Annotated in this window: 20 protein-coding genes; 9 read left to right on the forward strand and 11 right to left on the reverse strand. The window is 50.6% G+C overall.

The features are described 5' to 3' along the window. Positions 1 to 4 precede the first annotated feature (4 nt). A complete protein-coding gene (gene mnmH / locus D9597_RS14905) occupies positions 5 to 1,111 on the forward strand; it encodes a tRNA 2-selenouridine(34) synthase MnmH (RefSeq protein ID WP_130223154.1) in 1,107 nt (368 codons plus the stop codon). A gap of 51 nt (positions 1,112 to 1,162) precedes the next feature. On the opposite strand, the gene D9597_RS14910 is transcribed toward mnmH, so the two are convergent. The 5 genes from D9597_RS14910 to ybbA all read right to left on the reverse strand — a co-directional run bounded on the left by D9597_RS14910 (position 1,163) and on the right by ybbA (position 7,756). Then, positions 1,163 to 1,831 carry a DUF2931 family protein gene (locus tag D9597_RS14910; protein WP_130223156.1) on the reverse strand — a complete coding sequence of 223 codons (669 nt, stop codon included), beginning with the start codon at positions 1,829 to 1,831 and terminating at the stop codon, positions 1,163 to 1,165. Positions 1,832 to 1,837: 6 nt separating this feature from the next. Further along, the gene (locus tag D9597_RS14915) at positions 1,838 to 2,500 is read right to left on the reverse strand and encodes a DUF2931 family protein (protein WP_130223158.1); all 663 of its coding nucleotides are present in this window, start codon (positions 2,498 to 2,500) and stop codon (positions 1,838 to 1,840) included. Continuing rightward, a complete protein-coding gene (gene tssD, locus D9597_RS14920; protein WP_130223160.1) occupies positions 2,490 to 4,490 on the reverse strand; it encodes a type VI secretion system tube protein TssD in 2,001 nt (666 codons plus the stop codon). Before tssD ends, D9597_RS14915 begins: the two co-directional genes overlap by 11 nt. Positions 4,491 to 4,658: 168 nt before the next feature. Beyond that, positions 4,659 to 7,073, reverse strand: a complete 2,415-nt coding sequence (gene ybbP, locus D9597_RS14925; protein WP_130223162.1) for a putative ABC transporter permease subunit YbbP — start codon at positions 7,071 to 7,073, stop codon at positions 4,659 to 4,661. After that, entirely contained in the window at positions 7,070 to 7,756 is a 687-nt protein-coding gene (gene ybbA, locus D9597_RS14930; RefSeq protein ID WP_001110573.1) for a putative ABC transporter ATP-binding protein YbbA, read from the reverse strand. Before ybbA ends, ybbP begins: the two co-directional genes overlap by 4 nt. Here ybbA and tesA point away from each other — a divergent pair. Genes tesA through cnoX form a run of 3 tightly spaced genes read left to right on the forward strand, consistent with a single transcriptional unit; the run spans position 7,727 to position 10,064 of the window. Beyond that, the gene (gene tesA / locus D9597_RS14935) at positions 7,727 to 8,350 is read left to right on the forward strand and encodes a multifunctional acyl-CoA thioesterase I/protease I/lysophospholipase L1 (protein ID WP_001295836.1); all 624 of its coding nucleotides are present in this window, start codon (positions 7,727 to 7,729) and stop codon (positions 8,348 to 8,350) included. The genes ybbA and tesA overlap by 30 nt on opposite strands. Beyond that, complete coding sequence (ybbO, locus tag D9597_RS14940; protein WP_130223164.1) at positions 8,340 to 9,149, forward strand: NADP(+)-dependent aldehyde reductase; 810 nt, start codon at positions 8,340 to 8,342, stop codon at positions 9,147 to 9,149. Before tesA ends, ybbO begins: the two co-directional genes overlap by 11 nt. A gap of 60 nt (positions 9,150 to 9,209) precedes the next feature. Then, complete coding sequence (cnoX, locus tag D9597_RS14945) at positions 9,210 to 10,064, forward strand: chaperedoxin (protein ID WP_016159169.1); 855 nt, start codon at positions 9,210 to 9,212, stop codon at positions 10,062 to 10,064. A 62-nt stretch (positions 10,065 to 10,126) separates the two neighbouring features. Here the strand turns inward: cnoX and fetB are convergent, their stop codons facing one another. After that, on the reverse strand, positions 10,127 to 10,906 hold the full coding sequence (gene fetB / locus D9597_RS14950) for an iron export ABC transporter permease subunit FetB (protein ID WP_130223166.1): 780 nt from the start codon (positions 10,904 to 10,906) through the stop codon (positions 10,127 to 10,129). Then, positions 10,893 to 11,570 (reverse strand): iron ABC transporter ATP-binding protein FetA, encoded by a 678-nt coding sequence (fetA, locus tag D9597_RS14955; protein ID WP_130223168.1) that lies wholly within the window; start codon positions 11,568 to 11,570, stop codon positions 10,893 to 10,895. The genes fetB and fetA overlap by 14 nt, the downstream gene beginning before the upstream one ends. Positions 11,571 to 11,714: 144 nt before the next feature. Here fetA and D9597_RS14960 point away from each other — a divergent pair, with 144 nt between their 5' ends. Beyond that, positions 11,715 to 12,632, forward strand: a complete 918-nt coding sequence (locus tag D9597_RS14960) for an SPFH domain-containing protein (RefSeq protein ID WP_000904498.1) — start codon at positions 11,715 to 11,717, stop codon at positions 12,630 to 12,632. After that, complete coding sequence (locus tag D9597_RS14965; protein ID WP_130223170.1) at positions 12,629 to 13,087, forward strand: NfeD family protein; 459 nt, start codon at positions 12,629 to 12,631, stop codon at positions 13,085 to 13,087. Before D9597_RS14960 ends, D9597_RS14965 begins: the two co-directional genes overlap by 4 nt. 185 nt (positions 13,088 to 13,272) lie before the next feature. On the opposite strand, the gene D9597_RS14970 is transcribed toward D9597_RS14965, so the two are convergent. Beyond that, positions 13,273 to 13,635 (reverse strand): hypothetical protein, encoded by a 363-nt coding sequence (locus tag D9597_RS14970; RefSeq protein WP_001001643.1) that lies wholly within the window; start codon positions 13,633 to 13,635, stop codon positions 13,273 to 13,275. 365 nt (positions 13,636 to 14,000) lie between these two features. Here D9597_RS14970 and D9597_RS14975 point away from each other — a divergent pair, with 365 nt between their 5' ends. Genes D9597_RS14975 through D9597_RS14985 form a run of 3 tightly spaced genes read left to right on the forward strand, consistent with a single transcriptional unit; the run spans position 14,001 to position 16,092 of the window. Further along, complete coding sequence (locus D9597_RS14975; RefSeq protein ID WP_130223172.1) at positions 14,001 to 15,416, forward strand: YadA-like family protein; 1,416 nt, start codon at positions 14,001 to 14,003, stop codon at positions 15,414 to 15,416. A 53-nt stretch (positions 15,417 to 15,469) separates the two neighbouring features. Further along, positions 15,470 to 15,892 (forward strand): hypothetical protein, encoded by a 423-nt coding sequence (locus tag D9597_RS14980; RefSeq protein WP_130215525.1) that lies wholly within the window; start codon positions 15,470 to 15,472, stop codon positions 15,890 to 15,892. Then, positions 15,889 to 16,092, forward strand: coding sequence for a hypothetical protein (locus D9597_RS14985; RefSeq protein WP_130215523.1), 204 nt, complete (start codon positions 15,889 to 15,891; stop codon positions 16,090 to 16,092). The genes D9597_RS14980 and D9597_RS14985 overlap by 4 nt, the downstream gene beginning before the upstream one ends. A 3-nt stretch (positions 16,093 to 16,095) precedes the next feature. Here the strand turns inward: D9597_RS14985 and cueR are convergent, their stop codons facing one another. Genes cueR through D9597_RS15000 form a run of 3 tightly spaced genes read right to left on the reverse strand, consistent with a single transcriptional unit; the run spans position 16,096 to position 19,834 of the window. Continuing rightward, positions 16,096 to 16,503, reverse strand: a complete 408-nt coding sequence (cueR, locus tag D9597_RS14990) for a Cu(I)-responsive transcriptional regulator (protein WP_001026752.1) — start codon at positions 16,501 to 16,503, stop codon at positions 16,096 to 16,098. Beyond that, positions 16,500 to 17,675 carry an HlyD family type I secretion periplasmic adaptor subunit gene (locus D9597_RS14995; protein ID WP_001014326.1) on the reverse strand — a complete coding sequence of 392 codons (1,176 nt, stop codon included), beginning with the start codon at positions 17,673 to 17,675 and terminating at the stop codon, positions 16,500 to 16,502. Before D9597_RS14995 ends, cueR begins: the two co-directional genes overlap by 4 nt. Further along, a complete protein-coding gene (locus D9597_RS15000; RefSeq protein ID WP_130223174.1) occupies positions 17,672 to 19,834 on the reverse strand; it encodes a type I secretion system permease/ATPase in 2,163 nt (720 codons plus the stop codon). Before D9597_RS15000 ends, D9597_RS14995 begins: the two co-directional genes overlap by 4 nt. Positions 19,835 to 19,836 lie beyond the last annotated feature (2 nt).

Genomic DNA, 19,836 nt, shown 5'->3' on the forward strand with positions numbered 1-19,836 from the left:
TACTATGCAAGAGAGACACACGGAACAGGACTATCGTGCCCTGCTGATTGCTGATACGCCCATTATTGATGTTCGCGCCCCCATCGAGTTTGAGCAAGGCGCAATGCCCGCCGCTATCAATCTGCCGTTAATGAATAATGATGAACGCGCCGCCGTTGGCACCTGCTACAAACAGCAAGGGTCTGACGCGGCGCTGGCGCTGGGGCATAAACTGGTGGCGGGTGAAATTCGTCAGCAGCGCATGGACGCCTGGCGGGCAGCGTGTCTGCAAAATCCGCAAGGTATTCTCTGCTGCGCCCGTGGCGGTCAACGTTCACATATTGTGCAACGCTGGCTGCATGAAGCGGGGATTGATTATCCGCTGGTGGAAGGCGGTTATAAGGCTCTGCGCCAGACCGCGATTCAGGCGACCATTGAACTGGCACAAAAACCGATAGTGCTGATTGGCGGTTGTACCGGCAGCGGCAAAACGCTGTTAGTGCAACAACAGCCAAACGGTGTTGATCTGGAAGGGCTGGCGCGCCATCGCGGTTCTGCTTTTGGTCGCACATTGCAGCCGCAACTTAGTCAGGCGAGTTTTGAAAACCTGCTGGCTGCCGAAATGCTAAAAACCGACGCCCGTCAGGAGCTGCGCCTGTGGGTGCTGGAAGATGAAAGCCGGATGATCGGTTCGAATCACCTGCCGGAATGCCTGCGCGAGCGAATGACTCAGGCGGCGATTGCGGTGGTAGAAGATCCGTTTGAGATCCGTCTTGAGCGCCTGAACGAAGAGTATTTCTTACGTATGCATCATGATTTTACCCATGCTTATGGCGACGAACAGGGCTGGCAAGAGTATTGCGAATACCTGCATCATGGTCTTTCGGCGATTAAGCGTCGGCTGGGGCTACAGCGATATAACGAACTGGCTGCAAGGCTGGATGCAGCGCTGACAACGCAACTCACCACCGGCAGCACCGACGGTCATCTGGCCTGGCTGGTGCCGTTACTTGAAGAATATTACGACCCGATGTATCGCTATCAGCTTGAGAAAAAAGCGGAAAAAGTTGTCTTTCGCGGTGAGTGGGCGGAAGTGGCGGAATGGGTTAAGACTTATGCCTGTGGTTATTAACCCACAAAAATGCTTTTCCGTTCCTCTTTAATAAATTGTGCAACTGGTTAACTACCAGTTGCCATAGGGATATTTGTTATCTTTGATAAACTCAAGAACATATTCATCGTCTCCAAGAGAAAAATCATGCCGGGAAATTCCTTTACACATTTCCATTTTTTCACCTGAAACCGTTTCTATCAGAATCTGCTTATCCGTCAGGCGAATATTGGGTTTGTCACGTTTATCAAGCCATACCCGTACTTTTCCTTCCGGAGCCAGTCCGATTAACAGATACTGTAGATAATACTTTTCACTGCCACCGCCTGGTGGTGAATAAGGTGTAAGCATCAATTTCCAGACGTCTCCCGCCAGTGTTATCCAGGTTTCATACACTTTTTTATCAATCACTGAATCCCAGCAAAAATGGATAGACATTGGTGGGTTTTTGGCTTTATTAAAAACTGACGACATCCCTGATACTTTCTCGCTCCATTGTCCAACACTTCCTGGACTGGCATTAGTACTGGCCAGCGTTCTGAACTGATAATAGATGCCATCGGTATCTAATAATTCCACATAGGTAACTTTTGCTGGTAGGGAATCAGGGTAGAAAAAATTGAAATACCACTCATCATAGGGTGCAAGCAACGATATTTTTTCTTTCGCTGCTGTCTGGACTGATCCGGCTATCATTAACGCAATGGTTAATCTATAAATTATTTTAGCTATTATTTTCATTGTGACTTACCAGTTACCATAGGGATATTTTTTATCTTTGATAAAGTTTTTTGTACTTTCCGGATAAGAATACCCATGTTTATAGGCACTTCGGCCATTACACATTTCCATTTTTTCACCTGAAACCGTTTCTATCAGAATCTGCTTATCCGTCAGGCGAATATTTGGTTTATCAGGTTTCTCTAGCCATACTCCTATTTTCCCTTCCGGAGCCAGCCCGATTAACAGATGCCGCAGATAATACTTTTCACTGCCATCGCCAGGTACTGAATAAGGTGTGAGCATCAATTTCCAGACGTCTCCCGCCAGCGTTATCCAGGTTTCATACACTCTTTTATCAATCACTGAATCCCAGCAGAAATGGATAGACATAGGGGGATTTTTGGCTTTATTGAATGATAACACCCCAACCCGAAGATTATCTTTCCATTGACCAATAGTTGTGGAACTCGGAGCGGTAGCATCCAGCGTTCTGAACTGATAATAGATACCATCAGTGTCCAATAGTTCTACATAGGTAACTTGTGCTGGTAGCGCATTAGGGTAGAAAAAAAGGAAATACCACTCATCATAGGGTGCAAGCAACGATATTTTTTCTTTCGCTGCTACGTTAAAATTAAGAATCATACACATAATAAAAACAAACGTTAACTTTATATTAAATTCCATTTTGTTTACTCCCTTGCATATCGTATATAGTTCTGCTCCAATTTTCATCCGGCCGATTAACAAAACTAAATGTTTTAAACGCTGATACTTCAGCAGACACATTATTTTTTAATCGATAATCGACGGCATTCCAGTTGGAAGAACAGTGTAAATATTTTCCGACAACGAGTAGTTCTTCTGAAGAAAAAGGTTGTGGCGTAGATTTTTTCAATGCATCTTTAGCTTGTGATATTGATTTATCACATATTTTACTTAACTCCTCTGGATATTTATAATAATCATTATCTGGTATTTCATCAAATAATACCCCTGCCTCTTTAGCGACTTCATACATTACTCTTAACGCAATCTTTGACCAGTCATTGGTGATAGTTCTGCGAAATGTCACCGCTGCAGCGACCCGTTTTCTCACATTACCTAAGTGGTCAGGTGACGCTATTTCATCAATATTGGATTCAATTTTCAGGACACCAGAAGGCAGAATCGGAGCCAGCGTTGAATAGCGCCACAATAACTCTGCCTGCTGTGCTGCTTTTTGGTAAGTGCTTGTCGCTTCCACCGGCACATTTTCCAGTACCGTTTCAATCGCCGGGCGACTTAAAAACAGGTACTCATCTTCCAGTGGGTCATAACCGCCACCAATATCAGCATGTGATCCAGGGAAACTTAATTCTGGCCAGCTTTCCTTTATGCTATTGAGACAAAAGTTATAGCGGCATTCGTGCATTGCTGTAAGCTGGAATACATGTTTGGCCACACCTGGCGGTAACTTCACTTTTACCGGAAAGTTATTACCATCATGAGGGTCAAAACCATCCATCAGCCCTCCGATGGCTGCAACTGTGTCAAAAATACCTAAAAATTGCACTTCCCCGGAAGGTTTACCTAAATATTCAACTGACTGAAATGCCGTCGTAATGGTTTTAATCAGTACGGGATCACGCTCAAATACGCGATTAGTAAAGTGCCGTGCGGCTGCTGCCCCACGACTAAAGCCAAATACGTCAAACTGTAGACGTTTAATTACTAGTTTAGCATCCTTAAAATCAACAATAATCTCTGCCAGTGCCTCACGAAGCAGTGATATCGCACGGTCAGTTTTGGCAATTACCCCAGTATCATTATTTCCTAGTCCCATTCCTACCAGAGAGTCTGCTTTATTATTTTCAGTGCCAATGCCTTCAATATATATTTTTTCCTGAATGTTAAATACATCATCATCTAAAACTAATTGCCGATGATACAACTCATTCAACCAATGAATATTCGTATAGTAATTCAAATAGCTCTGTACACCGGATCCCGTTTTACCCTGCTTGCTCAAACATTGTTTATTAAATGAGGCCAAATCCTGTATATCCAGACCATAGGTTTCTGGTTGGCAAAAACTCATACGTAAATTCGTATTGGTTAAATTGTTTCCTGTGCCATCAAAGAATACGCCAATGGTGAGGATAATTTCTCGTTTAGGCGGTATTTCTGGTTTTTCCTCGACAGGTAAGAGCGTCGGTGGGAAAAGGCGATTATAATTTTCAGGTGTGAGTAAATAACTAAATTCTGTATTGGCTGTAAGATGCTTACAGTAGATATATTCGTAGTGTATTGTTATATATTGATAGTCGAGTTCATTTTCTTTTATTATAATCTGATTCTGAGTTAACGTTGCACCACGGACTTCAATATAATAATACCTTTCCCATTTTCCATATTTATTAATACGATAAAAATAAAACTCAAAACGGCATCGTTCGTTATTATTAATGCAATTCATCAGCAGCGGTGAGCTTTTATCGAGAATTTTACAAAATTGTATCGCTTGATGATTAATGCCAAATCCTGTGTTACTTACTCCTCCATGAAAACTAAAAACAAATATTTCATCCTCATGTCCCTGTTGATACCGATTCCCGACAGAGGCTTGCGTCCCGCATCCTGCAGAAATATCCCCTTGTTGCTCCCCTGTAATGCGTAAATATATAATGTCACCCATATGACTATACCCATTCCATAGATTTTAATTATATAATATAAACTTAATAAACAACTCATTTGGCAATGTATATTAATTATATGTTTGGGCATAACAATTTTTTAATTACGTGATGCACTAATAATAAAGCCGTTTATCTACCAGGTAGAAATAAACGGCTTTATCACATCACCCCGCAAACTGCCTGAACAGCGCCTTACCCTTAACCAGTCGCGCGCCCAGCCAGCCGCCGAAAAGCGACAGCAGCAGCGCACCGCTGCACGGCAGCACAATCCACAATCGCCAGTCTGGCTCCCACGGGAAATCAAACACTTTCGCCTGCAACACTGCCAGCGCCGTTTCCGCACCAATTGCGGCCACCAGGCCAGAAACAAACCCAAGCATGGCGAACTCACACCATAATGTCGTGCGCAGCAGTTTTTTGCCCGCACCGAGTGTGCGCCACACCACCAGCTCCTGATGACGCTGACGCATTCCCACCTGCACCTGAGCCAGCAACAACAACATACCGCAGGCGGTGACCAGCACCACCATCACTTCCAGCGCCCGACTTACCTGCTCCAGCACCTGACCGACCTGTTTTAAAATCGCGCCAATGTCTAACAGGCTAATGGTAGGGAACTGGCGGTTGAGTTGCGTCAGCATGCCGTTGCCATTCTCCCAGCGGAAACTGGTAAGCCAGCTCTGCGGTTGCCCGTCTAATGCCCCTTCAGGGAAAATAAAATAGAAATTAGGCCGCAGACTTTCCCAGTCCACTTTGCGCAGGCTGGTCACTTTAGCGCGGAACTCCTGGGTATCGCCCATAAAAGTCACGGTATCACCGAGGGCAACGTTTAAGCGTTTCGCCAGCCCCTCTTCCATCGACACTTCATCGGCTTTTGGCGGCCAGTTACCGGCGACAATCGGATTATGATCGGGCCGCGTATTTTGCCAGGTAAGATTGAGTTCGCGGTTAAGCGCCTCATCTTCATTACCTTCTGTCGGCTTATCGTTAATCGCCGTCAGCCGCGCCCGCACCACCGGATAAAACGATTCCGGGACTATCTGATGTTCCGCGAGGAACGCTTTTAGCGGTGCTACCTGTTCTGTGGCGATGTTAATTAAAAAGTAGTTCGGGCTTTCTGGAGGTAGCTGCTGCTGCCAGCGGTCGAGCAGATCGCCACGCAACACCAGCAGCAGTGCCAGCAGCATAAAGGAGAGCGAAAATGCCGAAAGCTGGCTTAACGTTGACCACGGCTGACGTAACAGGCGGCTAACCGCCAGGCGCAGAGGCAGCGATTTCAGCGTCATGCGGCGAAGTACATTCAGCAGCATCCAGCCCAGCACACCGCATAGCAAAGCCAGTACTACCGCGCCCGCCAGCACCGCCCAGAGCAGCATACTGCCCCCCATTAATCCGGCGAGCAGCAGCACAACCACCACACTGACAATCGGCAGATAAAACTTCAGCGGCCAGACGTTCGCTACCACATCATTACGTAATACGCGTAAAGGCTGCGTTGCCAGCAACAAGCGGTATGGTCGTAGCCCCACCAGCAGCGAGATGACCGTCATGGTGCCAAGCGCCCACAGCCACGGCCAGAGGCTGGCTGGCGGTAGTGCAGCAGGCAGAACGGGCTTGAGCAGCACCATCAACACGTTTTCGAACAACAGGCCTATCGCCCCACCGGTAATGGCTGAAAGCGTCAGCACCATCAACCACTGACCGACGATTAGCTTACGCAGTTGCGCTCGCCCTGCCCCCAGCGTTTTGAGGATCGCCACCAGATCGTAGCGACTGCGACAGTAATGATTCATCGCTACCGCCACTGCTGCCACTGCCAGCAGCAAGGTCAGAAGCGCCGAAAGCAGCAGGAACTGTTGCGAGCGTTCCATCGATCGCCCCAGCGCGCCTTCGTCCTGTTCCAGACCGTACCAGCGTTGTTCGGGTTTAAGCTGAGGTAACAACCATTTCTCATAGCTGTCGAGCTGGTTCTCGCTGCCGCCGAATTTATAGCGCCAGGTGACCCGACTCCCCGGCTGCACGGCTCCGGTTTTATCGACATCCGCCAGATTCATCATCAGACGCGGAGCCATCTGGAAGGGATTAAAACCAGAATCCGGTTCCTGAATCACTTCTCCGGCAATCCGCAAGGTGGCATCGCCCACGTCAATGGTGTCGCCCGTTTTCAGGTTAAGCAGTGCCATCAGGCGTGGGGCCAGCAATACGCTGCCCGCCTGCGGTTTCAGGCCAGGGGGATTGGTTTGCAGATCGCCATACATCGGGTAGATATCATCCACCGCTTTGACGTTCGCCAGCTGCGGTGTGTCGCCTGCAAATGTCATGGTGGCGAAAGTCAGCTGCTTGCCGACTTTCAGGCCGCGCTTTTGCGCTTCCTCCAGCCATGCTTGCGGCACTTCGCGCGAACTGCGCAACGCCCGATCGCCCGCCATAAACTCCCGGCTTTGTTGGCTTAAGCCCTTCTCCATGCGATCGCTGATATTGCCCAGCGCCAGCACGCAGGCCACCGCCAGGCTTAGCGCCAGCCAGACAATTAATAGCGACGGCGAACGCCATTCGCGCCAGAACCAACGTGCAATCATGCTTCCTCCTGCAACTGCCCGTTCACCAGCCGTAAGCAGCGGTCGCAGCGTGCCGCCAGTTGCAGATCGTGGGTCACCATAATCAACGTGGTGCCATGCTCACGGTTGAGGGAAAACAGCAGGTCGGCAATTTTATCGCCCGTCTGGCGGTCAAGGTTGCCGGTGGGTTCGTCGGCAAACAGCACATCAGGTCGACCGTTAAAGGCTCGTGCCAGCGCCACTCGTTGCTGTTCACCGCCGGAAAGCTGTGCCGGAAGATGATCCAAACGTTTACCCAGCCCTAACTGTTCGAGCAACGCTTTCGCTCCGTTACGACTTTCCGCGCTACTCTCACCGCGCAGCAGCGCCGGAAGCTCGACGTTTTCCAGCGCGTTAAGGGTAGGAATTAACATAAATGACTGAAAAACAAAGCCGACGTGCTTCGCGCGCAACTTTGCCCGCGCTTCTTCGTCCATATTATGTAGCGGTTGTCCCACCAGACTCACTTCGCCACTGCTGCCGTCATCCAGCCCGGCGAGGATCGCCAGCAAGGTTGACTTACCCGATCCCGACTCGCCCACCAGTGCGATGGTCTCGCCACGTTTGACAACCAGCTCAACTCCGGTGAGGATGGAGAGTTCATGCTCCCCCTGACCGACGGACTTCTTAAGATGATGAACTTCAACAATGTTTTCCGCTGGCATTTGCCCTTCCTGTTCCTGGTCCTGTTAACCTTCCGTGCCGCCGCAGCGGACACGTTATTGATTCTGGGTGATAGCCTGAGCGCCGGGTATCGAATGTCTGCCAGCGCGGCCTGGCCTGCCTTGTTGAATGATAAGTGGCAGAGTAAAACGTCGGTAGTTAATGCCAGCATCAGCGGCGACACCTCGCAACAAGGGCTGGCGCGCCTTCCGGCTCTGCTGAAACAGCATCAGCCGCGTTGGGTGCTGGTTGAACTGGGCGGCAATGACGGTTTGCGTGGTTTTCAGCCACAGCAAACCGAGCAAACGCTGCGCCAGATTTTGCAGGATGTCAAAGCCGCCAACGCTGAACCATTGTTAATGCAAATACGTCTGCCTGCAAACTATGGTCGCCGTTATAATGAAGCCTTTAGCGCCATTTACCCCAAACTCGCCAAAGAGTTTGATGTTCCGCTGCTGCCCTTTTTTATGGAAGAGGTCTACCTCAAGCCACAATGGATGCAGGATGACGGTATTCATCCCAACCGCGACGCCCAGCCGTTTATTGCCGACTGGATGGCGAAGCAGTTGCAGCCTTTAGTAAATCATGACTCATAAAGCAACGGAGATCCTGACAGGTAAAGTTATGCAAAAATCGGTCTTAATTACCGGATGTTCCAGTGGAATTGGTCTGGAAAGCGCGCTCGAATTAAAACGCCAGGGTTTTCATGTGCTGGCAGGTTGCCGGAAAACGGATGATGTTGAGCGCATGAACAGCATGGGATTCACCGGTGTGTTGATCGATCTGGATTCGCCAGAAAGTGTTGATCGCGCAGCCGACGAAGTGATCGCCCTGACCGATAATTGTCTGTATGGGATCTTTAACAATGCCGGATTCGGCATGTATGGCCCCCTTTCCACCATCAGCCGTGCGCAGATGGAACAGCAGTTTTCCGCCAACTTTTTCGGCGCACACCAGCTCACCATGCGCCTGTTACCGGCTATGTTGCCGCACGGTGAAGGGCGTATTGTGATGACCTCATCGGTGATGGGATTAATCTCCACGCCGGGTCGCGGCGCTTACGCGGCCAGTAAATATGCGCTGGAGGCGTGGTCAGACGCACTGCGCATGGAGCTGCGCCACAGCGGAATTAAAGTTAGCCTGATCGAACCCGGTCCCATTCGTACCCGCTTCACCGACAACGTCAACCAGACGCAAAGCGATAAACCGGTCGAAAATCCCGGCATCGCCGCTCGCTTTACGTTGGGGCCAGAAGCGGTGGTCAACAAAGTGCGCCATGCTTTTATTAGCGAGAAACCGAAGATGCGCTATCCGGTGACGCTGGTGACCTGGGCAGTAATGGTGCTTAAGCGCCTGCTGCCGGGGCGCGTGATGGACAAAATATTGCAGGGGTGAGTTGAAGCGCGCGCTTAAGCCCCCATGTCAAAGAAAATATCGACAACAGAGAGCGACTCCATGTCCGTAGAAAATATTGTCAACATTAACGAATCTAACCTGCAACAGGTTCTTGAACAGTCGATGACCACACCGGTGCTGTTCTATTTTTGGTCTGAACGTAGCCAGCACTGTTTGCAGTTAACCCCAATTCTGGAAAGCCTCGCGGCGCAGTACAACGGGCAATTTATTCTGGCGAAGCTGGACTGCGACGCCGAGCAGATGATTGCTTCCCAGTTTGGTCTGCGCGCGATTCCGACCGTGTATCTGTTCCAGAACGGGCAACCGGTAGACGGCTTCCAGGGACCGCAACCGGAAGAAGCGATCCGCGCCCTGCTGGATAAAGTGCTGCCGCGCGAAGAAGAGCTGAAAGCGCAGCAGGCGATGCAACTGATGCAGGAAGGCAATTACACCGACGCCCTGCCATTGCTGAAAGACGCCTGGCAGTTGTCGAATCAGAACGGGGAAATCGGCCTGCTGCTGGCAGAAACGCTGATTGCGCTGAACCGTTCTGAAGATGCAGAAGCGGTGCTGAAAACCATTCCGTTGCAGGATCAGGACACCCGCTACCAGGGGCTGGTGGCGCAAATCGAACTGCTGAAGCAGGCGGCAGATACGCCGGAAATTCAGCAGCTGCAACAGCAGGTGGCGGAGAACCCAGAAGATGCCGCACTGGCGACGCAACTGGCACTGCAACTGCATCAGGTTGGGCGCAATGAAGAGGCTCTGGAGTTACTGTTTGGGCATCTGCGTAAAGATCTCACCGCCGCAGACGGTCAGACGCGTAAAACGTTCCAGGAGATCCTCGCTGCGCTGGGTACGGGTGATGCACTGGCGTCGAAGTATCGCCGCCAGCTGTATGCGTTGTTGTATTGATTTTCCGTTGATCGGCACATGAACCACAACGCCGGATGCGATGCTGCGCATCCGGCATCGCATTATTTCTTCTTCAATTGCGTCACCACCAACTGGTGGCGCGAATTGTAAAACTTACGATAGGTTAAATAGCAGGCAATAATGGTCGACAGGCTGGCGGTTGAGAGCAGCATAAAGGTCACCATAATCTGATATTTAATCGCCTTCACCGGATCAATCCCGGCAAATATCAGCCCGGACATCATTCCTGGTAAACTCACTAAGCCTACCGTTTTTGCTGAATCGACCGTCGGAATTAAAGCCGCGCGAATACTGTCGCGAATCAATATCGCTGAAGCCTGTTTCGGCGTCGCGCCAAGACTCAGTTTCTCCTGAATCTGTTGCTGTTCGCTGATAAACCGCTGCCCGAGATTGTTATAACACAGCCCGACTGCCACCATGGCGTTACCGGCTATCATCCCGGCGATCGGGATCACCTGCATCGGGATAAACTCAATCGACCCTGAGAGAATCAGCACCGCCAGAGTAATTCCCGCCCCGACCGTAATAGCAATAAATGACGAGACAAAGGCTTTAGCAATATATTTACTGCGTTTTTGCGCATTCCACGCCGCATTAAAGCAGATAAATAACACCATCAATAATGTCAGGCTGGCATCATCCACGCTGAAAATATACTTCAGCACATAGCCGACAATAATCAGCTGAATTATCGCACGCCCCACACTCCAGAGAATATCTTTCTCCAGCGCCAGTTTTTCTTTATGGCTAATTAAGATTGCGACAACCACCAGCATTAATGCCAGTGCCAGTGACTCGTTGGTAATATTATGCGTGTTCATAGCGTGCTTCCTGCATTTCTCCGGCATGCGGTTGCAGTGTAATCACCTTATCCGCATGATTAATTTCGTCTTTATCGTGCGTCACCCACAACACCGCAATATTTTGCTCACGTACATAGCGGTGGATCATCTCATTGACGTTGCGTTTGTTGCTTTCATCCAGCGCACTGGTGATTTCGTCGAGCAATAAAACCTTCGGCATAAATTGTAGGTTACGAATCAATGAGATGCGTTGTTTTTCACCACCAGATAGCTCGGCGATATTTTTCGTCAAAATGGTGTCCGGCAAGGAGAAACGTTCGAGAAAATCGAGAAAAATGGCCGGGTCAGGCTGCTGGTTACGGATCTGCCAGGGAAAGATCAGGTTATCGTAGACCGTGTCGCCAAACAGAGCCGGCGTCTGGGCGCAGTAAGAAACTTGTTGGCGATAGGTTTCTGGCTTTAGTGTGCTGACATCCTCACCTTCAAACAGTAACGTTCCGCTGGTCGGGCTGATTAATGAAGCAACTATTTTTAGTAGCGTACTTTTACCGCAGCCAGAAGGGCCGGTAATTAACTTAAATTCGCCAGCACGCAGCGAAAAATTGATGTTATTGAGAATCTTCGTATCGCCCGCCTGATATCCAACACTTTGTAGTTGGAGCAAAAGACTATTTTCCTGCATTGCCCATCCCTTTTCTGATTTTTACTAAAAACAGTTTATCCTCCGCAAGAATAAGGGGGAACTCTCTTTCAGTAATCAGGTATAATTTGTTTAATCAAGCAGCAATTTTGCTCTTTATGGACGGTACAACAGGAGGTTTTTCCGATGCTTATTTTTATCCCGATTCTCATTTTTGTCGCGCTGGTGATTGTTGGTGCGGGCGTCAAAATCGTTCCGCAGGGCTATCAGTGGACGGTAGAACGATTTGGTCGTTATACCAAAACATTACAGCCGGGGCTCAGTCTGGTGGTGCCGTTTATGGACCGCATTGGTCGTAAGATCAATATGATGGAGCAAGTGCTCGATATCCCATCCCAGGAAGTTATCTCGAAAGATAACGCCAACGTCACTATCGACGCCGTGTGCTTTATTCAGGTGATTGATGCCCCGCGTGCCGCTTATGAAGTCAGCAATCTGGAACTTGCGATCATCAACCTGACCATGACTAATATCCGTACCGTTCTGGGTTCAATGGAACTCGATGAAATGCTCTCTCAGCGCGACAGCATTAACTCGCGTCTGCTGCATATTGTCGATGAAGCCACTAATCCGTGGGGGATAAAAGTCACCCGTATTGAAATTCGCGATGTGCGCCCACCGGCTGAGCTTATCTCTTCGATGAACGCACAGATGAAAGCGGAACGTACCAAACGCGCTTACATCCTTGAAGCGGAAGGGATCCGTCAGGCGGAAATCCTCAAAGCCGAAGGTGAAAAACAGTCACAAATCCTGAAAGCGGAAGGCGAACGTCAGTCGGCATTCTTACAGGCCGAAGCGCGTGAACGTTCTGCCGAAGCGGAAGCCCGCGCGACCCAAATGGTGTCTGAAGCCATTGCTTCTGGTGACATTCAGGCGGTGAATTACTTCGTGGCGCAGAAATACACCGAAGCGTTACAGCAGATTGGTTCCTCCAGTAACAGCAAAGTGGTGATGATGCCATTAGACGCCAGCAGCCTGATGGGGTCGATTGCCGGGATTGCTGAACTGGTGAAAGACAGCGCGAACGAGCGAAATAAATCATGATCGAGATGATAGCTATCCATCCGCATATTTTTTGGCTGAGTCTCGGCGGTCTGCTGCTGGCAGCCGAGATGCTGGGCGGCAATGGTTATCTGTTATGGAGCGGTGCCGCGGCGGTGATTACTGGCCTGGTGGTCTGGCTGCTGCCGCTGGGTTGGGAGTGGCAAGGGGTGATGTTTGCCGTCCTGACGCTACTTGCCGCCTGGCTGTGGTGGAAATGGCTGGCACGAGGCGTGCGCGAACAAAAGCACAGTGACAGTCATTTAAACCAGCGCGGTCAACAGCTGATTGGCCGACGTTTTGTGCTGGAATCACCGTTAGTCAACGGGCGCGGTCATATGCGCGTCGGCGACAGTTCATGGCCCGTCAGCGCCAGCGAGGATCTCGGTGCAGGTACGCATGTTGAGGTGATTGCGATTGAAGGGATAACGCTGATCATCCGTGCGATCATCGCCTGATGCGACGCTGACGCGTCTTATCATGCCTACAAAAATATGCCCGAACCGTAGGCCGGATAAGGCGTTTACGCCGCATCCGGCGGTTATGCGCCAATGCCTGATGCGACGCGGACGCGTCTTATCATGCCTGGAAGTCTGCGCCCGAATCGTAGGCCGCCTCCGCCATATTAACTGGCATTGGCAAATTACTCGTCACTACCTTTATTCATGTTTTTTTGGTCTTCATCCGGATAGTGTTTTTTTAGATATTCCAGGACGTTTTTATTGACCTTGTGTTGGGTATACACCCACCCTTTCCAGTAATCAGGCTGGTCCAGGTAAACTTCTGGCGGAATGGTGAAATCAGAAAGCGTTAACCATTCGGCTAACAGATCGGGGTTTCTCTTCTGGATCAACTGCAACAGCATGATCAGCGACATGGCAGAGGCAGGAGCCGTACTATCGCCGCTTAAATACTTCCACACCGTAGAGCGATTCGAACGAAAAAGGATGGGGAGCAGCGCCCTGTCCAGATTCATTTCATTAAAAATCTTCTCAAATTCATTCATTTAATTTTCCTGCCTGGCGTAAACCTCTTAAAAATTGAGATTTATCAAAGAAACGCATTCTAGCACACATCAGGAACCGCTTCACGTTTAGCCCAGAAACAACATTTATTTCGCTTATCAAAACAAGTCTTTACTCTTTTTTACATTGAAAGAGCACAAAATGATTTTCAATTTTATTTATATAAGAAACATTTTTTGTTTCTTATAGGTGATGTTTACGCTTACACAAGACAAAAACGCGCTTTACATCACACAAATGGCAGCGTAGATTTCGATTAAATTGCAACGCAAATTAATTCTTATAACAACGTTATACGTTGCTTATAGAAACAAATATGTGACTTACTTTGAACGAGAAAAAATGCATGAAAACTGTAAAGCTGTCTTTACTGGCTGTCGTTGTTGCTACCGCGGTAAGTCCATCTGCGTTTGCGGGTGATACTGTTGAGGCAGCAGCGACAGAATTAGCGGCAATCCAGCCAGGAATGTCGCAAATGGAAATTGATCAGAAAATTGGTCGATTTTTAGAAAGGACAGGAAATAGTGCAGCCGCACAAAATTACCTGATTGCGCATGATTACAAAACTACAACGCCTCAGGAAGATACAACTGCTTCTCCCGTACAGCCTACCAGTACGCTGAACCCGATAACCAATCAAGCGCAGATCGACCGCGACAACGGGCAGGATACCGCCATTCAGAACGCGCAGCACACTGCCAACTGGGCATCGCTGAAAGCCGATGATGCGCATCATGCCATTATGGTGGCGCAGACGGATATTGATGCCAATAAAGCCGCCATCACCAACACTCGCAATGATGTCTCCGCCGTACAGTCAGACGTCAGCACCATAAAAGGCGATGTCGCACATGCCCAGTCAACGGCTGACCATGCCAACGCTAACGCCAACACCGCACTGCTGAACGGCGTCAAACTCTCCGCTGCCGTGACGGAAAATAAAAATAATATCGAACAGAACCGCAGCGATATTGCTGGCCAGCAGCAACAGCTCGATGAAACTCAGAAAACCGTTGCCGCCACCGGTGATGTACAGACTGCTGCCCGATATCAGGGCATGATTGACGCCAGGCAGACAGCCGCTACCAACGCGCAGCAGGAACAAGCAGACACCCAGCAGCAACAAATTACCGATCAGCAGAAGCAAATCGACGCGACGCAAAAAACGGTTTCTGCACTTGGCGACGCCCAGACCAGCGCACATTATCAGCAGATGGTTAACGCCAGACTGACCGCACAAAACGATGCGAATGCGCGTACTGCAGCAGAACAAAAACAGAAAATTGATACTCTGGCGACCAACCAGGCAACTCAACAACATATCGATAGCGTGCAGTACGGGGAGCAAATTCAGCGTCTGGCGCAAGACTCAACGCAAACGCATGAACAAATTGACAGCCTGACACAAGACGCAACCCAAACGCATCAGCAGTTAAGCAACACGCAAAAACGAGTAGCGGATAACAGCCAGCAAATTAACACGCTCAATAACAATTTCAGTTCGCTGAAAAACGAAGTTGAAGATAACCGTAAAGATGCTAATGCGGGGATCGCGTCAGCCATTGCCATTGCCTCACAGCCGCAGGTGAAAACCGGTGATTTAATGATGGTGTCAGCGGGAGCAGGAACGTTCAACGGTGAATCTGCGGTGTCTGTCGGAACATCTTTTAATGCTGGAATTCATACGGTAATTAAAGCGGGAGTCTCAGCGGATACACAATCTGATTTCGGCGCAGGTGTCGGCGTGGGATATTCGTTCTAATTTTAATAGCAATTTCTTATTCGCAATTTTCCGCACATTATTTAAGGTTAACAATGATGAATAGCACCATTAAATCGTTTTCCCTGCTGGCGGTTATATTACTGGCTGGCTGTAGTTCACCCACTTCCCGCATCGCAGATTGCCAGGCGCAGGGCGTCAGTCATGACACCTGTTATCTCGCAGAACAACAGCGTCAGGCGGCTATTTTAAGTGCATCCGAGGCACAGGCATTTAAAAATGCAGAAGCCGCACAACATGCCCAGGCCGCTAAAAAATCCATTTATAAAGGATTTGGCGTCACTTTCAGAATGAGCAGTAAAAACTTTGCTTATCTCAATGATTCACTATGTGCCATAGATGAAGATAATACCGATGCTACGGTTTATCAGTCGGGTCTGTATAACGTCATTGTTTATCATCACACAGGAAAAGTCGCCTTAATGAAAGAAGGCCAGTTTGTGGGCTATTTAAAATGAAGGAGCAAAAGAAAATGGCCCTGACGCATATTATGATTATCGGTGCGTTTATTTTTGCCTTCTTGCAAGTAGCATTATTAGCCTCCCTGGTGCACGCTGTGAATGTTAACAACGAAATCCAGGAAGGCTTATTTCAGTCGGGGCGCATTATGGTAGAAAGTTTGCAACATATTCTTTCGGTGCAAACGGGGATTAACTGATTTTCACCCCGCCCGATGATGGCAGCAGCCGGAGAGATTTTCGATAATCGGGCAGTCGGCGCTGTCATCGCCAGGGCAGGCATTCGCCAGCGCCAGTAGCTGGTTGCGCATGGATTGCAGTTCTTCAATGTGGCGCTCGATCTCCGCCACCTTCTCCAGCGTACGACGTTTTACATCGGCGCTATGACGCTGCGGGTCGTTAAACAGATTCACCAGTTCGCCGCTTTCTTCCAGGTTAAAACCCACCTGGCGTGCCTGCCGCAGTAAGGTCAGTTCGTTGAGATGCTGCTGCGTGTAGGTACGATAACCGTTTTCGCTGCGCATCGGCGGTGTCACCAGTCCCTTCTCTTCATAGAAGCGAATGGCTTTGCTGGTCAGGCCGGTAATTTTTGCCACATCGCTAATGTTCATCGTTCGCGCAACGCCTCCTGTGCTTTGTTAAAGGGTTTCAACAGATAATCCAGCACGCTTTTTTTGCCGGTGCGGATATCGACCGTCGCCACCATACCGGGGAATATCGGAAACTGCTGTTTATGTTTATTTTCCAGATGGTTGCTGAAAGTGCGAATGTACACCCGATAGTAATAAACATCGCGCCGCACTTCATCCTGCACGGTGTCTGGTGATATCACTGCCACTTCCCCCGGCAGGCCGCCATAGATGGAGTAATCGTAAGCGGTTATTTTCACCAGCGATTTTTGCCCCGGATGGATAAACGCCACATCGCGCGGGGAGATTTTTGCCTCAATCAGCAGTTGCTCATCCAGCGGCACGATGGTCATTAGTTTACCACCGGGGGCAATGACGCCGCCAACCGTGGTGACGTCAATGTCCTGAACAATGCCACGTACCGGCGCAGTAAAGTTGAGCCTGGTGAGGGAGTCTTCCCGTCCACGGATCACCGAACGCTGGGTTTCCACTTCCGCATTGGCTTTCGCTAACTCTTCCCGCGCCTGAACGTAATATTGCGTGCGCACGTCGCTAAGTTTGTTTTCCAGTTCATTGGCCTGGCGTTGCAGGCGCAGCACTTCGACGCTGCTCGCAGCCCCTTGTTTCACCAGCGGCTGGGTCATCGCCAGTTCACGGTTGACCAGGCTAATCCCCTGCGTCAGCCCGGTGGTGGCTTTGTTCAACCCGTCGCGGCGAGTGTTGTACAACGCCGTTTCCGACTCGATAAGTTCGGGGAATTTATTCAGTTCGTCAGGGAACACCAGCGGTTTATTGCTCACTTCCGCCCGCAGCCGCGCCGAGGTTGCCAGCGCAGCGTACAGCCGCGACATCGCTTCCTGGACGTCGGATTCCGTTTTAGTGCGGTTAAGCTGCGCCAGCGGCTGGCCCTGTTCGACAATATCGCCCACCTTCACGTCGAGATGATACAGAATTCCGCCTTCCAGCGACTGCACCACCTGTTCGCGTCCGGAAGGTTCTACCGTACCGCTGCCGGTGGTCACTTCATCAAGCTGGAAATACCACGCCCAGCCGAGAAAACAGAGCAGCATCACAGCGGTCACACGTACCGCCAGCGCCGAGCGCGGCAGGCGGGGTTCAGTCAGGCCACGGTTATATTGCAGTTGTCCGTTCATGCGGCAGACCCCTTATTCTTCTCCTGCAACACCACCCGTCGCGCCGTGGGTTCGCCCTGTTCACGCAAAATGGCCTCTTTCGCGCCATCCATCACAATCCGCCCCTGATCCATCACGATGATTCTGTCGACCAGTTGCAGCATCGCCGTGCGGTGAGTGGCGATGACCAGCGTGCGATGTCCAATCCACTGTTTCAGTTGTTCGATTAAATACGCTTCCGCCATTTCATCCAGCGAGGCGCTGGGTTCGTCGAGCAGGACGATATTGGGTTGAGAGATGAGGAGCCGCGCCAGCAGCAGCGTTTGCCGCTGACCGCCAGAGAGGCCAAATCCCCCTTCCTGAATCATGTAGTTGAGGCCGTTTTTCTGCTTCTGCACAAACGGCAGCGCCCCGCTGAGGGTTAACGCGCGTTCGATATCTTCATCGCTGGCTTCCGGCATCCCCATCGTCAGGTTTTCCCGCAGCGAGCCGAAGAACAGTCGTCCGGTCTGGCTGAGCAGCCCCATGTCGCGGCGCAGATCCGCCGGATCAAGCTGCCCGATACTGATGTTATCCAGCAGCACCTGCCCCTGCTGGGCGATACGCATTCCGGCGAGCATTTGCAGTAGTGTCGATTTACCCGCGCCGTTGCGCCCAAGAATGGCGATTTTCTCACCCGCCTGAATGTTAAGTTTGCCAATCGCCACATCGGCAATCTTCTCTTCTTCGTCGTAATAAAACACCGCGTTGCTGAACTGATAATTACCGTGCAGCACCGCTTTATGCACCAGTTTGCCGTGTTCCGGTTGATCCACCGGGCGCTTCATCAGTTCATCGAGGCCGTTACGCGCCACTTTCGCCTGCTGCCAGCGCGAGAGCACGCCGGATATCTGCGACAGCGGCGCAATGGTGCGCGAAGCCAGGATCGTCGTCCCGACCAGCGCGCCGGTAGTCATGTCGCCGTTCATCACCATAAAGCAGCCCACCAACAGCACCACCACGTAGACGATGGATTGCACTTCCTGGGTCCAGGTGAGCAGCAGCCCGGTGAGAAAACGTTGCTTCATGCTGATGGACGAGGCCACGTCGTTGGTGTGATTCCACTGATTCTGAAAACGCTGCTCGGCGCGCAACAGTTTAATGTCTTCAATCGACTGCACGGCTTCCACAAGCGTCGCGTTGCGTACCGCCGACTCGCGCATCCCTTCGTTCGCCAGCCGCGCCAACGGGCGTTGCACCAGCAGGCCGGGGATCACTAATAAAGGCAGCGCCAGCAAAACCACCAGCACCAGCCAGCCGCCAATCATCCACAAAATAAAGACAAACAGCAGGAAGAATGGCAGGTCCGCCACCGCGCCAATGGTGGTGGAAGTGATCAGCTCCCGCACCGATTCCAGTTCGCGGATCTGCGAGATAAACGATCCGGTGGATTTCGATCGCACGTTATTTTTCAGCCGTAATGCGTGACCAAAAACACGATCCGAAATGCGCAGATCCGCCCGCTTGCCGATCACATCAGAAAGATGCGTGCGCACCATGCGCATACAGAACTCAAACAGGATCGCCATCATCACCCCGGCGAACAGCACCCATAGCGTCGGGTAGGACTGCGCCGGAACCACCCGGTCGTAAACCTGCATCGAAAAAATCATCGCCGCCAGCGCCAGCACGTTCGCCACCAGTGACGCCAGCATAATGTCGCCATAGCGCCGCCAGTCTTTCAGCGACAGACTCCAGAACCAGTTCGCCTGATACGGGCGAATGTAGTCATCTACGCGCGCATCGGGGATGGCACTGAGCGGGCGCAGCAGCGCCAGTTCGACGATTTTATCTTCAATATCCGCGACGTTAAGCGTAGTTTCCAGCCCTTCGTCACCGCTGAACTGAACGCTGATATTGTCGTGATTATCGCGGCGGGTGATTACGCCAATCTGCTGATTATCAAATACCGCGATCAGCGGCAGCCGCCAGGGGTTAAGCGAATCGGCGGAAAACTCCACCAGCCGCAGCCCCATCCCCAGTTGCCGCGCCATATCGGTAAGTAACTCTTCCCGCTTACTGTCGCGCTCCCAGTTGACGGTCGCGCGCACGTTCTCCTGAGAAAAATCGAGGCGGTAATAACGCGCCACGGCGATCATCGCCTCCAGCCAGGCTTCCACGGACTGGGCATTTTTTTTCATTA

This window comes from Escherichia sp. E13S3, from assembly GCF_004212325.1.
GTDB lineage: Bacteria > Pseudomonadota > Gammaproteobacteria > Enterobacterales > Enterobacteriaceae > Escherichia.

What these genes read in the sequence shown, in the direction of transcription:
- mnmH (WP_130223154.1), top strand. Translation starts at nt 5, where the DNA reads ATGCAAGAGAGACACACGGAACAGGACTATCGTGCCCTGCTGATTGCT.
- D9597_RS14910 (WP_130223156.1), bottom strand. Translation starts at nt 1,831, where the DNA reads ATGAAAATAATAGCTAAAATAATTTATAGATTAACCATTGCGTTAATG.
- D9597_RS14915 (WP_130223158.1), bottom strand. Translation starts at nt 2,500, where the DNA reads ATGGAATTTAATATAAAGTTAACGTTTGTTTTTATTATGTGTATGATT.
- tssD (WP_130223160.1), bottom strand. Translation starts at nt 4,490, where the DNA reads ATGGGTGACATTATATATTTACGCATTACAGGGGAGCAACAAGGGGAT.
- ybbP (WP_130223162.1), bottom strand. Translation starts at nt 7,073, where the DNA reads ATGATTGCACGTTGGTTCTGGCGCGAATGGCGTTCGCCGTCGCTATTA.
- tesA (WP_001295836.1), top strand. Translation starts at nt 7,727, where the DNA reads ATGAACTTCAACAATGTTTTCCGCTGGCATTTGCCCTTCCTGTTCCTG.
- ybbA (WP_001110573.1), bottom strand. Translation starts at nt 7,756, where the DNA reads ATGCCAGCGGAAAACATTGTTGAAGTTCATCATCTTAAGAAGTCCGTC.
- ybbO (WP_130223164.1), top strand. Translation starts at nt 8,340, where the DNA reads ATGACTCATAAAGCAACGGAGATCCTGACAGGTAAAGTTATGCAAAAA.
- cnoX (WP_016159169.1), top strand. Translation starts at nt 9,210, where the DNA reads ATGTCCGTAGAAAATATTGTCAACATTAACGAATCTAACCTGCAACAG.
- fetB (WP_130223166.1), bottom strand. Translation starts at nt 10,906, where the DNA reads ATGAACACGCATAATATTACCAACGAGTCACTGGCACTGGCATTAATG.
- fetA (WP_130223168.1), bottom strand. Translation starts at nt 11,570, where the DNA reads ATGCAGGAAAATAGTCTTTTGCTCCAACTACAAAGTGTTGGATATCAG.
- D9597_RS14960 (WP_000904498.1), top strand. Translation starts at nt 11,715, where the DNA reads ATGCTTATTTTTATCCCGATTCTCATTTTTGTCGCGCTGGTGATTGTT.
- D9597_RS14965 (WP_130223170.1), top strand. Translation starts at nt 12,629, where the DNA reads ATGATCGAGATGATAGCTATCCATCCGCATATTTTTTGGCTGAGTCTC.
- D9597_RS14970 (WP_001001643.1), bottom strand. Translation starts at nt 13,635, where the DNA reads ATGAATGAATTTGAGAAGATTTTTAATGAAATGAATCTGGACAGGGCG.
- D9597_RS14975 (WP_130223172.1), top strand. Translation starts at nt 14,001, where the DNA reads ATGAAAACTGTAAAGCTGTCTTTACTGGCTGTCGTTGTTGCTACCGCG.
- D9597_RS14980 (WP_130215525.1), top strand. Translation starts at nt 15,470, where the DNA reads ATGATGAATAGCACCATTAAATCGTTTTCCCTGCTGGCGGTTATATTA.
- D9597_RS14985 (WP_130215523.1), top strand. Translation starts at nt 15,889, where the DNA reads ATGAAGGAGCAAAAGAAAATGGCCCTGACGCATATTATGATTATCGGT.
- cueR (WP_001026752.1), bottom strand. Translation starts at nt 16,503, where the DNA reads ATGAACATTAGCGATGTGGCAAAAATTACCGGCCTGACCAGCAAAGCC.
- D9597_RS14995 (WP_001014326.1), bottom strand. Translation starts at nt 17,675, where the DNA reads ATGAACGGACAACTGCAATATAACCGTGGCCTGACTGAACCCCGCCTG.
- D9597_RS15000 (WP_130223174.1), bottom strand. Translation starts at nt 19,834, where the DNA reads ATGAAAAAAAATGCCCAGTCCGTGGAAGCCTGGCTGGAGGCGATGATC.